11 protein-coding genes are annotated in these 13,815 nt (G+C 62.9%); 6 read left to right on the forward strand and 5 right to left on the reverse strand.

What is annotated here, in order from left to right; genetic code table 11:
• Positions 1-3 precede the first annotated feature (3 nt).
• The 5 genes from CQW31_RS05835 to CQW31_RS05855 all read left to right on the forward strand — a co-directional run bounded on the left by CQW31_RS05835 (position 4) and on the right by CQW31_RS05855 (position 6,449).
• Positions 4-1,209, forward strand: coding sequence for a glycosyltransferase (locus CQW31_RS05835; RefSeq protein ID WP_054885421.1), 1,206 nt, complete (start codon positions 4-6; stop codon positions 1,207-1,209).
• Positions 1,203-2,390 (forward strand): glycosyltransferase family 2 protein, encoded by a 1,188-nt coding sequence (locus CQW31_RS05840; RefSeq protein WP_099814035.1) that lies wholly within the window; start codon positions 1,203-1,205, stop codon positions 2,388-2,390. The genes CQW31_RS05835 and CQW31_RS05840 overlap by 7 nt, the downstream gene beginning before the upstream one ends.
• Positions 2,390-3,151, forward strand: coding sequence for a WecB/TagA/CpsF family glycosyltransferase (locus CQW31_RS05845; protein ID WP_099814036.1), 762 nt, complete (start codon positions 2,390-2,392; stop codon positions 3,149-3,151). The genes CQW31_RS05840 and CQW31_RS05845 overlap by 1 nt, the downstream gene beginning before the upstream one ends.
• A 185-nt stretch (positions 3,152-3,336) precedes the next feature.
• Positions 3,337-4,758: an undecaprenyl-phosphate glucose phosphotransferase gene (locus CQW31_RS05850; protein WP_099814037.1), complete on the forward strand. Its 1,422-nt coding sequence runs from the start codon at positions 3,337-3,339 to the stop codon at positions 4,756-4,758.
• A gap of 38 nt (positions 4,759-4,796) precedes the next feature.
• Positions 4,797-6,449, forward strand: a complete 1,653-nt coding sequence (locus CQW31_RS05855) for a phosphoethanolamine transferase (RefSeq protein ID WP_249341971.1) — start codon at positions 4,797-4,799, stop codon at positions 6,447-6,449.
• Here the strand turns inward: CQW31_RS05855 and CQW31_RS05860 are convergent, their stop codons facing one another.
• Complete coding sequence (locus CQW31_RS05860; RefSeq protein ID WP_054885417.1) at positions 6,450-7,394, reverse strand: LysR substrate-binding domain-containing protein; 945 nt, start codon at positions 7,392-7,394, stop codon at positions 6,450-6,452.
• 146 nt (positions 7,395-7,540) lie between these two features.
• Between CQW31_RS05860 and CQW31_RS05865 the strand changes: the two genes are divergently transcribed.
• Positions 7,541-8,917: an L-serine ammonia-lyase gene (locus CQW31_RS05865; RefSeq protein ID WP_099814038.1), complete on the forward strand. Its 1,377-nt coding sequence runs from the start codon at positions 7,541-7,543 to the stop codon at positions 8,915-8,917.
• Positions 8,918-9,028: 111 nt separating this feature from the next.
• Here the strand turns inward: CQW31_RS05865 and CQW31_RS05870 are convergent, their stop codons facing one another.
• The 4 genes from CQW31_RS05870 to CQW31_RS05885 all read right to left on the reverse strand — a co-directional run bounded on the left by CQW31_RS05870 (position 9,029) and on the right by CQW31_RS05885 (position 13,736).
• Positions 9,029-9,706: a DUF3313 domain-containing protein gene (locus tag CQW31_RS05870; RefSeq protein ID WP_099814039.1), complete on the reverse strand. Its 678-nt coding sequence runs from the start codon at positions 9,704-9,706 to the stop codon at positions 9,029-9,031.
• Positions 9,707-9,911: 205 nt separating this feature from the next.
• On the reverse strand, positions 9,912-11,207 hold the full coding sequence (locus tag CQW31_RS05875) for an FAD-binding oxidoreductase (RefSeq protein WP_099814040.1): 1,296 nt from the start codon (positions 11,205-11,207) through the stop codon (positions 9,912-9,914).
• Positions 11,208-11,221: 14 nt separating this feature from the next.
• Complete coding sequence (locus CQW31_RS05880) at positions 11,222-12,310, reverse strand: polyamine ABC transporter substrate-binding protein (RefSeq protein ID WP_054885414.1); 1,089 nt, start codon at positions 12,308-12,310, stop codon at positions 11,222-11,224.
• Positions 12,311-12,377: 67 nt separating this feature from the next.
• A complete protein-coding gene (locus tag CQW31_RS05885; protein WP_054885413.1) occupies positions 12,378-13,736 on the reverse strand; it encodes a glutamine synthetase family protein in 1,359 nt (452 codons plus the stop codon).
• Between the last annotated feature and the right edge of the window lie 79 nt (positions 13,737-13,815).

Raw genomic sequence — 13,815 nt, forward strand, 5'->3', positions numbered from 1 at the left:
TCTATGCGTATCGCCTATTTCATCAATCAGTATCCCAAGGTCAGCCACAGTTTCATCCGCCGCGAAATACAGGCGCTGGAGCGCCAGGGCATCGAGGTTCAGCGCATCGCCCTGCGAGGCTGGGATGCCGAACTGCACGACCCTGAAGACCTGGCCGAACGGGGCAAGACCCGCTATGTGCTGGAGCAAGGGTTGAAGGGGTTGCTGAGGCCGCTGTTCGACGTCGTGCGGGCACAACCCAAGCGTTTTCTTGGCGCACTGCGCCTGGCGCTTCGCCTGGGCTGGCGCGCTGACCGCCCATGGCCCTACCACGTGGTCTACCTGGCCGAAGCATGCCGTTTGCTGCAATGGCTGCAGGCATCCGCTGCGGAACATGTGCATGCGCATTTCGGCACCAACTCGACCGAGGTGGTGATGCTGGCCAATGCCCTCGGCGGGCCGGCCTACAGCTTCACCGTGCATGGACCGGAAGAGTTCGACAAGGCGCAGATCCTGCATCTGGGCGAGAAGGTGCGCCGGGCCGCTTTCGTGGCGGCTGTCAGCTCTTTCGGTCGCAGTCAGTTGTATCGCTGGGTGGCCCATGAGCATTGGGACAAGGTCAAGGTGGTGCATTGTGGCCTGGAGCGCAGCTTCCACGAGGGGGTTGCACTGGCGCCGCCCGCCGCGCCCCGGCTGGTATGCGTGGGGCGGCTGTGCGAGCAGAAAGGCCAGTTGCTGCTGGTCGAGGCGGCCCGCGCTCTGGCGAGCCGGGGCGTGGACTTTAAGCTGGTGCTGGCTGGCGATGGTGAGATGCGCGGCCCGATCGAGGCGTTGATCGCCCGGTACGGCTTGCAGGCGCAGGTGCGTATCACGGGCTGGATCAGCAGTGCGCAGGTGCGCGATGAAATCCTCGCCGCGCGTGCCCTGGTGCTACCCAGCTTTGCCGAGGGCTTGCCGGTGGTCATCATGGAGGCCATGGCGTTGCGTCGGCCGGTCCTTACCACTTACGTGGCAGGCATTCCCGAACTGGTCTGCCAGGGTGACAACGGCTGGTTGTTCGCGGCAGGTTCCGTCGAGGCGTTGACCGAGGCCATGCTCGACTCCCTGCAGCAACCGGTGGAGGTGCTGCAACGCATGGGCGAGGCTGCTTGCCAGCGCGTGCTCGAGCGCCACGACATCGACACCGAAGCAGCGCGGTTGGTCAGCCATTTCAGGGGGCCGACATGCTGAACCTGTTGAGCGGGTTGCTGGGCTTGGCGGCGTTGCTGGTGCTGATGCCGACCCTGGTGCTGTTTACCCAGGTGGTGCTCGCCTGTTTGCCTGCGCCTGCGCGGGTTGCCCGGCAAGCTACGCGTGCCAGGGTGGCAGTGCTGGTGCCGGCGCACAACGAGGCAACGCTGATCACCTCCACGCTGGCCAGTATCACGCCGCAATTGCGCGAGGGCGACCAGTTGCTGGTGGTCGCCGACAACTGCACGGACCAGACTGCGAACCTGGCCCGCGCGGCGGGCGCGCAAGTGGTCGAGCGCCAGGATCTCCAGCGGCGTGGCAAGGGCTACGCGCTGGACTTCGGGGTGCAGCACCTGCGCCAGTCGCCCCCAGAGGTGTTGATCATCATCGACGCCGACTGCCAGCTCGGCGCGGGTGCGCTCGAGCAGTTGGCGCACTGTTGTGTCGACTATGCCCGGCCGGCACAAGCGCTGTATCTGATGCATGCGCCTGCCGGTGCAGGGTTGAAGGTGCAGGTGGCTGCCTTTGCCTGGCGCGTGAAGAACCTGGTCCGCCCACGGGGCTGGGCTCGGCTGGGGATGCCTTGCCAGCTGATGGGGGCGGGCATGGCATTTGCCTGGCAAGACCTGTCGGCCCTCAACCTGGCGACCGGGCACCTGGTCGAAGACCTGAAGCTGGGCCTGGAGTGTGCCGCACTGGGAAAACCGCCATTGTTTTGCCCGGCCGCCGTCGTCAACAGTCACTTCCCGACCAGCCAGGAAGGCCTGAACATCCAGCGCAAGCGTTGGGAGCATGGGTACCTGGGTGTTGTGCTGGCTGAGGGGCCCAGGCTTTTCGGCCAGGCACTGGTGCGACGTAACTGGCCGCTGTTGGGCATGGCCATGGACCTTCTGGTACCGCCGCTGGCCTTGCTGTCCTTGCTGCTGATGGTGCTGTTTGCGGTCACCTGGCTGGCATTCGGCGTGTTCGGCGTGCTGCTGCCGGCGCTACTTGCCACGCTGGCGTCGGGCCTGCTCGGGGCCGCTGTATTGTTGGCGTGGGGGCGCTTTGCACGGGAGCTGATCCCGTTTTCGGTACTGCTGTACGCGCCGTTCTATGCGGCGAGGAAAATCCCCCTGTACCTGGGGTTCCTACTCAAGCGCCAGGTCGACTGGGTGCGATCGAAGCGGGATGACAGCTGATGCGGGATTGGACAGGGTTGCAACGCTGGGACACGGTCATCGGCAAGCTGCGGTTGGTCCAGGATGCAACGGATGAGCAATGTCTGCTCGCGACGTTAGGTTCACCTCAGCGGGCAACCATACTGGCTTTCGTCAACGCCCATGCCATGAACCTGGTTGCCGGCAAGGCTGATTACTGCCAGGCACTCTCGGCCGCTGACGTGCTGCTGCGCGACGGTGCCGGCATGGCGATATTGCTGCGGCGCCTGGGACTGCCTCCTGGGCTGAACATGAATGGCACGGACTTCATCCCCAAGCTGCTGACGGCCTTCAATGGCAGGCGCGTGGCATTCTGGGGAACCCGTGAACCGTTCCTGTCCGAGGCCGCGCAACGCTGCGAAGCGCGCTATGGCGTGCACGTGGTGTCACGGCATGAGGGTTTCGCCGAACTCGACACTTACCTAGGCCTTGCCCAGGCACAACAGCCTGCGCTGATCGTGCTGGGCATGGGAATGCCCAAGCAGGAACAGCTCGCCGCTCGCCTGGCGGCGCTGGATTGCCCCTGCCTGATCGTCTGCGGCGGTGCCATTGTCGACTTTCTGGGTGGCAAGGTGGCGCGAGCGCCTTCCTGGGTGCGCCGCCTGAACGGTGAGTGGGTGTTCCGGTTGCTCAAAGAGCCCAAGCGCCTGTTTGCCCGTTATGTGCTGGGTAATCCGTTGTTCCTGTTGCGTGCGCTGCTTTATGCCAGAGCGCTTGGGCAGCGAGCACAACGGCGAAGCTGAATGCTGCCTGTCGGGGCGGTCGATGAGCCCCCGCAGCAAACGCCGGGTACTGCTACAGTGATATCAATCGAGGCGGGGCGCCGTGCTGCGAATTTTCAAAGGTTTTTCAGCTACCTGAGGTGAGTTTCCATCGCTTCGTTGTGATGGTCAGGCTTTTGCCACACACAGTTCAGTGAGGCCTTACGATGGTGTTCGAACCCAGAAGCAGTCGGTCGTTACTCCAGCGAAGAAGTAGCGTCAGCAACGCCGTGCAAGCCGGCCTTGATGGGATTGCCGTCACCAGTGTGGCGTGGTACCTGATCTACGACCAGTTTGGCTACATCACCTCGGACTACGTGATCATGCTGCTGTTGCTGATTGGCGCGCTGGCGGTCATTTATGACCACTACGCCATCTACCGCAGCAATGTGGGGCTATCGGTAAAGGCCTTCCGGCTGTTCAAGGCCTGGTCGGCGACGTTCTGTTTCCTGGTGGTGATCGCCTTCCTGACCAAGCAGAGCGAAACCTATTCACGTTTGCTGGTCGTTCAACTGTTTGTCATCGGCTACATCGTCCAGCTGTTCCTGCACGTGGCCATGCGCGAGCTGCAAAAGCGCTTCACCGCCCATGCGCGGCTGGACAATGCCTTGATCATCGGCAATGGCGACCTGGCCAACTTCCTGTATCAGAAGATCAGCAACAACCCGTGGTTCGGCGAGCGGGTGATGGGGTGCATCTGGGTCGATCAGGAAGAAGATCAGGCCCGCGAGGGGCAGGATGCAAAGCTGCGCCTGCCCGTGCTGGGCAGCATTGCCGATCTCGACGAGATCATCGCCCAGCATGGCATCCGCACGGTTTACCTGGTTACGCCCCTTGGCGGGTCGGCAGTGATTCAGGATGTGTACCTCAAGTTGCTCGACAAGTGCATTGCGGTCAATTGGGTTCCGGACATCTTCTCGCTGCGCCTGATCAACCATAGCGTGCGCGAAATTGCCGGGATCCCGGTGCTGACCCTGTCGGAAACGCCGCTGACCGGGACCAGCCTGTTCCTGAAGAACCTGGAAGACCGCGTGCTGGCCGCGCTCATCCTGCTGTGCGCCTCGCCGGTGTTGCTGGCGGTCGCGTTGATCATCAAGTTCGACAGCCCCGGGCCGGTGTTCTTCCGCCAGGACCGTACCGGCTGGACCGGGGAATCGTTTCGTATCTGGAAATTCCGCAGCATGCATGTGCATCAGCCGGAAAACGGCGTGGTCGAGCAGGCGCAGCGCAATGACCCGCGCCTGACCCGGGTCGGAGCGTTCATTCGGCGCACCAGCCTCGATGAGCTGCCGCAGCTGTTCAACGTGCTGACCGGCGACATGTCGCTGGTCGGCCCGCGCCCCCATGCCTTGCAGCACGACACGTTGTACTCGCAGGACATCGTCGATTACTTCGCCCGCCACAACATCAAGCCCGGCATGACGGGCCTGGCGCAGGTACGCGGGTATCGCGGGGAAACCAAGGATATCGAGCAGATGATCCAGCGGGTCAATTCGGACATCGAGTACATCAACAACTGGTCGTTGTGGCTCGACTTCGTGATCCTGATAAGAACCCTCAATGCCTTCACTGGCAAGCAGGCTTATTGACGCCGCAGGCCAGCGGGGCGGGGAGGGGCATCATCATCTTGTCCGCGGGAGGAGCCGTTATCGCCAGGCTGTTGAAAGCCGAGTGGCCCTCGCTGCTGCTCTGGGCCTTTCTGTTTTCGCCGCAATTCGCCAGGCTGTTGGCGGATTGCCAATGCGCGAAAATCGACCTGCTGGTCTTGTACACCTTTGCCATTTCGTTGCTGTGGCTGCTGGCAATCCGCTTCATATCGGCCAACCCGTTCAGGGTGCATGTGCTGCTGTTGCCGTTCTACCTGCTGGCGAGCATCGACCTGTTCGTGGTGCTGAACTTCGGTTCGCGGCTGACGGCGGCCTACCTGTACATTGCCCTGACCAACTACAAGGAAGCGACGGACTTTTTCGCCACCTACTGGCGCTCGATCGCTGCGACCTTGGCGGTGTTCGCAGTGTGCTACGGGGTGGGCTTGGCCGGGCTTCACGGCCGCCGCCAGCACCGCAACAAGGCCGTGCTGGCGCTGGCGCTCGGTGGCTTGCTGCTGGGCTATGGGGCTTATTTCTACAAGACCGTCACGCTCAACTCACTGAGCAAGGGCGCAGTACTCGACCTGTTGGCGAAAGACCAGAGCACGCCCGTAGGCTACCTGTCGCAGCTCGGCCTGACGGCGGCCCTGTATTGGGAATCCAAGGGGTATATCCAGCAACGCATGGCGGCGCAGGTGAACATCACCCGCATCTCCGACCAGGCCGACATCGAGACGCTGGTGTTCGTCATCGGCGAGTCTTCGCGCCCGCACAACTGGTCATTGTACGGCTACCCGAACAGCACCACGCCCCACCTCGATCAGCAGGCGGGGCTGTTCAAGCTCAAGCGCATGTGCACCACCGCGCCTTACACGTCGGTTGCCGTGCCTTCGCTGCTCAGCCTGTACCCCATCCGCGACTGGGACCTGATTGCATCGAACAAGTCGCTGGTCGGGATCTTGCGTGCGGCCGGCTACGACACGTACTGGCTGTCTTCGCAGGAGGTCGACAGCTTTGGCGGGATCATTCCGCAGATCGCCGCAGAAGCTCACTACCGCCAGTACCTGGAGCGCAGCTATGACGGTGCGCTGGTGCCGGTCTTGCAGCAGGTGCTGGGCAAGGCCGATAGGCGCCGCCAGGCGATATTCATCCACATCAAGGGCAGCCACTTCGAATACGCTCGGCGCTTCCCAGGCGACTTCGCCCGGTTCAAGCCGGCCAGCGGCAGCCAGAAAGACCGGATCACGGCCGATTACGACAACTCGGTCCTGTACACCGACTGGCTGCTGTTCTCGATCATGCAAACGCTGGCGGCCAGGCACAAGAAAGCACTGCTGGTCTACGCGTCGGACCATGGCGAGAACCTGCTGGATGACAGCCGAGAGCTGTTGGGCCACGGCATCGGTAACCAGTACGACCTGTCGACATCGGCGTTTGTCTGGTCCAGCGGCAACCTCTCGCCAGAGCAGATGGCTAAACTGGAAAAGTTGAAGGCCAGGGAGGACCAGCAGGTCAGCATCGGCTCGCTGCCGCATATGCTGCTGAACATGGCCGGGATATCCATGCCTGGCTATGACAGCAGCCAGGACTTGCTCAGCGATGACTACAAGCCCTCGGAATGCCCACACCTGCTCGCGACCGGCTTTGTGCCGTCGTTCGACTTCGACATCAAGCACATAGCCGTCGAGTGATCAGGCCGGTAGCGTCAGCGGGTGCAAGGCGCGAAAGCCTTGCGCTTCTTCCACCAGCCAGTCATGCACCGCTCGCGCGCCCGGCTGGTTCAGCCCGCCTGGGGGGTAGTGCACCATGTAGCGCTTGTGGTTGGCTATCGGGTGGCCAAACGGCACGATCAAGGCGCCGCGTTCGAGCTCGTCATTGAGCAGCGTGCGCCGGGCAATCGCCACGCCGACGCCGGCGATCGCCGCTTCGATGGTCAGGTGGTTGCGGTTGAAGGTATGCCCCCGGCGCACGTCCAGCCCGCCGGCGCCGATGCCCTCCAGGTAAAACTCCCACTCCGCATATTCCGAGCTGCCGCGCCAGGCGGTGATGTCGTGCAGCAGCGGATAATGCGCCAGGTCGGCCGGGCCATGCAGCGGTGGGCGACCACGCAGCAGCGCAGGTGAACAGACCGGGAAGATCTGTTCGTCCAGCAAAGGCGTCGACAGCATGCCCGGGTAGCTGCCGTCGTTGAGGTCGATGGCCAGGTCGAAGTCGCCGGGGTGCAAGGCATGGGCGCTGTCTTCGGCGACCAGGCGCAGTTCGATGTCCGGGTAACGCTGCTGGAAACGCGGCAATCGAGGGGTAAGCCACTTGGCCAGGAACGACGGGATCGAACGCAGGCGCAAGGTACCGCGGATTTCACCGGCATCCAGGCGCAACAGTTCGGCCTCGATGCTGCCATAGGCCTCGGTGACCGTCTGTGCCAGGCGCTGGCCCTCGGCGCTGAGCTCCACACCGCGTGCCCGGCGCAGGAACAGCTTGTAGCCCAGGCGCTCTTCCAGCTGGCGCATCTGTTGGCTGACAGCACCGGGGGTGATGTGCAGTTCGTCGGCACAGCGGGTGAACGAAAGGTGCCGCGCTGCGCAGGAGAAGACATGCAGCCAGACGAACAGTTGGCCATTGAGTTGTCGTCGCATCGTTTAGTATCGCTAAAGCCTTGCTTAGGAAGTTTCGTTGGTCATCGGTCAGTGATCGCGGCAGTATCGCGCAAATTGGCAGTACCACTCAATTTTCTCAGACAGCCGTGCGGCACAGTACAGCGCCGACACGGTCAGGCATTAGTATGGCTATCAGTGTTTTCGACCTTTTCAAGATTGGCATCGGCCCGTCCAGCTCCCATACCGTAGGCCCGATGCGGGCAGCGGCGAGCTTTGCCCAAGCCTTGCGCGAACAGGGCTTGCTGGCCCAGGTGCAGCGCATCGAAGTACGCCTGTACGGCTCGCTGTCAGCGACCGGGGTAGGCCATGCCACGGATCGCGCCTGCCTGCTTGGCCTGATGGGACAATGGCCGGATCGTATCGACCCGGCCACCATCGAGCCGCGCATCAGCCAGTTGCTGCAGGAGCAGTGCCTGATGCTCGATGGCAGCCATCCGCTGGTGTTCCATAATGCCCGCGACCTGCTGCTGCTGGACGAAAGCCTGCCATACCACCCCAATGCCATGACCCTCGAGGCCCTGGGCGGGCAGGGTCGTCTGTTGCATCAGACCTACTATTCCATCGGTGGCGGTTTCATCGTCGAGCAGGGCGAGATCGATGCGCCTCAGGCGCAAGACAATGCGGTCCAGCTGCCGTACGAGTTTTCCAGCGCTGCAGAGTTGCTGGCACTGTGCAAGGCCAACCAGCTGAGTGTGGCGCAACTGATGATGGCCAACGAGTGCGCCTGGCGCCCGCAAGCCGAAGTGCGCGAAGGCCTGCTGCGGATCTGGGCGGCGATGCGCGATTGCGTCGACAACGGCCTGCGCAACGAAGGCATCCTGCCCGGTGGCCTCAACGTCAAGCGCCGTGCTGCGCGCCTGCACCGCAGCTTGCAGGAAGCTGGCCAGCCCAATGTGATCGGTTCGACCTTGAGCGCCATGGAGTGGGTCAACCTGTTTGCCCTGGCGGTCAACGAAGAAAACGCCGCTGGCGGACGCATGGTCACCGCGCCCACCAATGGCGCCGCCGGCATTATCCCGGCTGTGTTGCACTACTACATGAAATTCAACCCAGGTGCCTGTGACGACGATGTGGTGGCGTTTCTGCTGGCCGCCGCCGCCGTCGGCATCCTGTGCAAGAAGAATGCCTCGATCTCCGGGGCTGAAGTCGGCTGCCAGGGGGAAGTCGGTTCGGCCTGTTCGATGGCCGCTGCCGGTCTGGCTGAAGTGCTGGGGGCCACACCGCCGCAACTGGAAAACGCCGCCGAGATTGCCCTGGAGCATAACCTCGGGCTGACCTGCGACCCGGTCGGCGGGCTGGTCCAGGTGCCGTGCATCGAACGCAATGCGATTGCTGCGGTAAAGGCGATCAATGCCGTGCAGATGGCCCTGCGCGGTGACGGCGAGCATTTCATCTCGCTAGACCGGGTGATCCGCACCATGCGCGACACCGGCGCCGACATGCATGCCAACTACAAGGAAACCTCGCGGGGTGGCCTGGCGGTCGCATTCGTCGAATGTTGATTGGCGTTTCGCCGGCAAGATGCCAGTGCCTGCCTTGAATTGGGCGTGAGGCGTAAATCGAGCGCCGCGCGGGCGGCGCTCGATCTATGGTGTACACAGGGTACCTTGACGCTACTTGCCCTTGTTCTTGAGGGTGACGAAGCTGGCGCGCATATCCTTGGCCCAGCCGTCGAGAACTGGCTTGACGTCGTTCAGGGTCAGCTTGGTCTTGTCGTTTTCCAGCTCCTTGCCGGTACCCTTGCGCACTACCTGGGCCAGTACCTTCTGGTTGCCGCCGTCGAGGAAGGCCGCTTCGACACCGACATCCACTTGCTGGTCGCGGCCACCCATGGCGGTATTGACGCCTGCGGAAATCAGCGCGATCGGGATGAATTCGTAGGGTTTGAGGCTTTCATTGCTGGTTGACACCGCAGTGATTGCCGGGCGTACCACAATGGTGCCCGGCCCGGGCGCCTTGGCCAGGGTCAGCACGCTGCCCATTTCACGGCGCAGGGCATCGTTGAAGTAGCGGGTGATTTCATTCAGCGTCTGCTGGGAAATGACCGCCGTGGCCTGCGGCTTGGGGTAGAACTGGCTCGGCTCGATGAAGACTTGCGAATACTGGTTGATATTGACCTTGGGGTCGATCCAGCGCATCACCGATGCACCCGATGGACTTTTCGCTTCCTGCAGGCGGCTGTAGTCCTTGAGAAAGCCGGAATAGTCCTTGGGGTCCACGCGGTTGCTGGAGCAGGCGGCCACAGCGAGCAAAGCGGCGCACAACAGGGTAACGCGGGGCAGGGATTTCATGATGGTTTTGCATCCATGATGGGTCGGCCAGAACAACGCTAGCAGGTGCTTGGCAGATGGCCAGTGAACGTTTGAAAACCCTTGAGGTCTTGCCTGGTGTTTTATGGTTGTGCATGTCTTGAAAACTGTAGTGCCTTTGACATCGAGCGCCGCGCGGGCGGCGCTCGATCTCAAGCACGGCGCAGCTTTCAAGGCGTACGCCCTGTTACCCGAGCGCCTCGCGCAACCGATACCACAACATCCCCAGCGCCAGCAGCGGCGAGCGTAGCGCCTTGCCGCCCGGGAACGTCAGGTGCGGCACCGCGCTGAACACATCCAGCCCCTGGCTCTGCCCCAACGCGATACCTTCTGCCAGCAGCTTCGCCGTCCAGTGGGTTACGTTCAGCCCATGCCCGGAATAACCTTGGGCATAGAAAACGTTGGGGTGCTGGCTCAAGCGCCCCACTTGCGGGAAGCGGTTGGCGGTGATGCCGATCATGCCGCCCCACTGGTAGTCGATGCGCACGTTGGCCAGTTGTGGGAACACCTTGAGCACTTTGGGCCGCATGTAGGCCGCGATGTCCTTGGGGTCGCGGCCGGAATAGTGGCATGCACCGCCAAACAGCAGGCGTCGGTCGGCAGTGAGGCGGTAGTAGTCCAGGCCGACTTTCTGGTCACACAGGGCCATGTTCTGCGGGATCAGCGTGCTGGCCACGGCTTCCGGCAGCCGCTCGGTGGCCACCACGTAACTCCCGGCCGGCAGCACTTTACCGCTCAGCCGTGGCTCCAGGTCGTCGAGGTGGGCGTTGCAGCCCAGAACCAGGCTCTGTGCCCGTACTTTGCCGCGTGCCGTATGCACGGTCACGGTCGGGCCATGCTCGATGCGCAGCACCGGGCTCTGCTCGAAGATGCGTACTCCCAGGCCATGGGCCACGCGTGCTTCGCCCTGGACCAGGTCGAGCGGGTGCAGGTGGCCTGAACCCATGTCCACCAGGCCGCCGGCATACTGGTCACTGGCGACGATTTCATGCATGCCCTCGGGCCCGACCAGGCGGGTTTGGGGGCGGTAGCCCAGGCTGGCGAGGTCTTCCTGTTCAGCCTTGAAGGCAGCGAACTGTGCCGGCGTATTGGCCAGTTCGCAGAAGCCCCAGCGCAGGTCGCAGGCAATCGCGTATTGCTCGATGCGGCGAGCGACCAGTGCCACCGACTCGATGCCGGCCTGCTGCAGGTAGCGCACGCCATCCTGGCCAACGTAGCGGGCAAAGCCGCTGACATCATGGCCGATGCCGCGAATCAGCTGGCCGCCGTTGCGCCCGCTGGCGCCCCAGCCGACGCGACGGCCCTCCAGCAGCACCACGCAAAGCCCGCGCTCAGCCAGTTCCAGCGCGGTGTTGACCCCGGTCAGCCCGCCGCCGATTACGCACACGTCAGCCGTCAGTTCGCCGTCGAGGCAGGGGTAGGGCGCCGCGTTGCGCGCCGTGGCGGCGTAGTACGACGCGGTATGTTGGGTATCGAAAGACATGATGCGTTCTCGGTTCAACGGTTGGACTTGATCTTGCTCCAGGAGCGGGTCATGACCCGCATGATCTTCGGGCTCGGGGTACTGGAGATGTACAGCTTGTCCAGCACTTCCTGGGGTGGGTAGATCTCCGGGTTGTCGACCAGTGACGTGTCCATGTAGGCCTGGGCATCCGGGTTGGCGTTGGCGTAGCCGACCGTGGCGCTGACCTTGGCGATCACTTTCGGGTCAAGCAGGTAGTTGATGAACGCCAGGGCCTGCTCAGGGTTCTGCGCATCCTTGGGGATTGCCAGCAGGTCGAACCACAGGTTGCTGCCTTCCTTTGGAATGCTGTAGGCGATCTTGACCCCGTTTTTCGCTTCCACGGCCCGGTTGGCCGCCTGGAACACGTCGCCGGAATAGCCGAAGGCCACGCAGATATCACCGTTGGCCAGGTCCGAGACGTACTTGGAGGAATGGAAGTAGGTGATGTACGGGCGCAGTTCGAGCAGGCGCGCTTCAGCCTTGGCATAGTCGCCCGGTTTTTCGCTGCGTGGGTCCATGCCCAGGTAGTTGAGCATTGCCGGAAACAGCTCGTCGGGTGAATCCATGAAGGCCACGCCGCATTGCTTGAGCTTCTTCAGGTTCTCTGGCTCGAACAGCGTTGCCCAGGAGTCGATATGGTCCACACCCAGTGCGGCCTTGACCTTGTCGACGTTATAGCCAATGCCGTTGGTTCCCCAAAGATAGGGCACTGCGTACTGGTTGCCGGGGTCATTCTGCTCGAGCTGCTTGAGCAGCTTCGGGTCCAGGTGCTGCCAGTTCGGCAGCTTGCTGCGGTCCAGTGGCAGGAACGCACCGGCCTGGGCCTGGCGGGCCAGGAAGTGGTTGGAGGGCACCACCACATCGTAGCCGGTGCGGCCGGCGAGCAGCTTGCCTTCCAGGGTTTCGTTGGAGTCGAACACGTCATAGACCACCTTGATCCCACTGCTGGCCTGGAAGTCGGCCAGGGTCGTGTCACCGATGTAGTCGGTCCAGTTGTACACGCTGACGCTGGGCGTGGCCTGTGCGGCGGCGCAGAACAGCAGGGCGAAGGTAGCGGGGATCAGGGCTTGCAGATGACGCATGTCGACACCTCGTTGGTCTTGTTCTTTGAGTTCGGTGCAAGGGGGGGCGCTTGGCGCCCCCGGAGAATTACACGCTCAGCAGCAGGAACTCGCGCTCCCACGAACTGATGACGCGCTTGAAGTTTTCATGCTCGGCACGCTTGACCGCGACGTAGCCCTGGACGAACTGCTTGCCCAGGTAGCGCTGCACGGTTTCGCAGTCTTCCATGTGCTGCAGCGCATCCTCGATGGTGATCGGCAGCCGCAGGTTGCGCCGTTCATAGGCACGGCCCTGGACCGGCGCGCTCGGCTCGATCTGCTCGACCATGCCCAGGTAACCGCACAGCAGGCTGGCGGCGATCGCCAGATAGGGGTTGGCGTCGGCGCCCGGCAGGCGGTTCTCCACGCGCATCGCATCGGGGCTGGACGTTGGCACACGCAGGCCGGCGGTGCGGTTTTCCTCGCCCCATTCGACGTTGACCGGTGCCGAGGTGTCCGGCAGGAAGCGACGGAACGAGTTGACGTTGGGTGCGAACATCGGCAACAGCTTGGGGATGTACTTCTGCAGGCCGCCGATGTGGTGCAGGAACAGTTCGCTCATGCTGCCATCGTCATTGGCGAACACCGGTTTGCCGGTGGCAATGTCGACCACGCTCTGGTGCAGGTGCATGGCGCTGCCTGGCTCGTCGGTGATCGGCTTGGCCATGAAGGTGGCGGTGACGTTGTGCTTGAGCGCGGCTTCACGCATGGTGCGTTTGAACACGGTGATCTGGTCGGCCAGGTCCAGCGCGTCGCCATGACGGAAGTTGATTTCCATCTGCGCCGGGCCGTCTTCGTGGATCAGCGTGTCGAGGTCCAGGCCTTGCAGCTCGCACCAGTCGTAAACGTCTTCGAACAGTGGGTCGAATTCGTTGGCGGCGTCGATCGAGAACGACTGGCGCCCGCTTTCGGCGCGGCCCGAGCGGCCCAATGGTACTTGCAGGGGCAGGTCCGGGTCTTCGCAGCGCTGGGTCAGGTAGAACTCCATCTCTGGCGCGACGATCGGCTGCCAGCCTTTGTCGGCATACAGCTTGAGCACCTTCTTCAGCACGTTGCGTGGCGACAGCTCGATCGGGTTGCCCTGCTTGTCGAACGTGTCGTGAATGACGATGGCGGTGGGTTCGATGGCCCACGGGATCTGGTAGACGGCCGTCGGGTCGGGGCGGCAGACCATGTCGATGTCGGCTGCATCGAGCAGGCTGTAGTAAATGTCGTCATCGACGTAATCGCCGGTGACGGTCTGCAGCAGCACGCTTTCTGGCAGGCGCATGCCGCGTTCGTGAAGGAACTTGGCGGTCGGTGCGATCTTGCCGCGGGCGATGCCGGTCAGGTCGCTGATCACGCATTCGACTTCGGTGATGCGGTGTTCTTTCAGCCAGGCGGACAGCTGATCGAAGGGGGCGTTCATACAGACCTCTTGGTTGGGTTTTTTTGTGGGAGCGGGCGGGCCCGCGAAAGCCGTTGCAGGGTTTCGAAGGCATTGCGCT

Origin of the sequence: Pseudomonas sp. 382, assembly GCF_002759075.1 — a bacterium.
GTDB classification, from domain to species: domain Bacteria; phylum Pseudomonadota; class Gammaproteobacteria; order Pseudomonadales; family Pseudomonadaceae; genus Aquipseudomonas; species Aquipseudomonas vlassakiae.

Bases quoted from the DNA above. Each gene is read 5' to 3' on its own strand.
- CQW31_RS05835 (WP_054885421.1), top strand. From the start codon at position 4: ATGCGTATCGCCTATTTCATCAATCAGTATCCCAAGGTCAGCCACAGT.
- CQW31_RS05840 (WP_099814035.1), top strand. From the start codon at position 1,203: ATGCTGAACCTGTTGAGCGGGTTGCTGGGCTTGGCGGCGTTGCTGGTG.
- CQW31_RS05845 (WP_099814036.1), top strand. From the start codon at position 2,390: ATGCGGGATTGGACAGGGTTGCAACGCTGGGACACGGTCATCGGCAAG.
- CQW31_RS05850 (WP_099814037.1), top strand. From the start codon at position 3,337: ATGGTGTTCGAACCCAGAAGCAGTCGGTCGTTACTCCAGCGAAGAAGT.
- CQW31_RS05860 (WP_054885417.1), bottom strand. From the start codon at position 7,394: ATGCGACGACAACTCAATGGCCAACTGTTCGTCTGGCTGCATGTCTTC.
- CQW31_RS05865 (WP_099814038.1), top strand. From the start codon at position 7,541: ATGGCTATCAGTGTTTTCGACCTTTTCAAGATTGGCATCGGCCCGTCC.
- CQW31_RS05870 (WP_099814039.1), bottom strand. From the start codon at position 9,706: ATGAAATCCCTGCCCCGCGTTACCCTGTTGTGCGCCGCTTTGCTCGCT.
- CQW31_RS05875 (WP_099814040.1), bottom strand. From the start codon at position 11,207: ATGTCTTTCGATACCCAACATACCGCGTCGTACTACGCCGCCACGGCG.
- CQW31_RS05880 (WP_054885414.1), bottom strand. From the start codon at position 12,310: ATGCGTCATCTGCAAGCCCTGATCCCCGCTACCTTCGCCCTGCTGTTC.
- CQW31_RS05885 (WP_054885413.1), bottom strand. From the start codon at position 13,736: ATGAACGCCCCCTTCGATCAGCTGTCCGCCTGGCTGAAAGAACACCGC.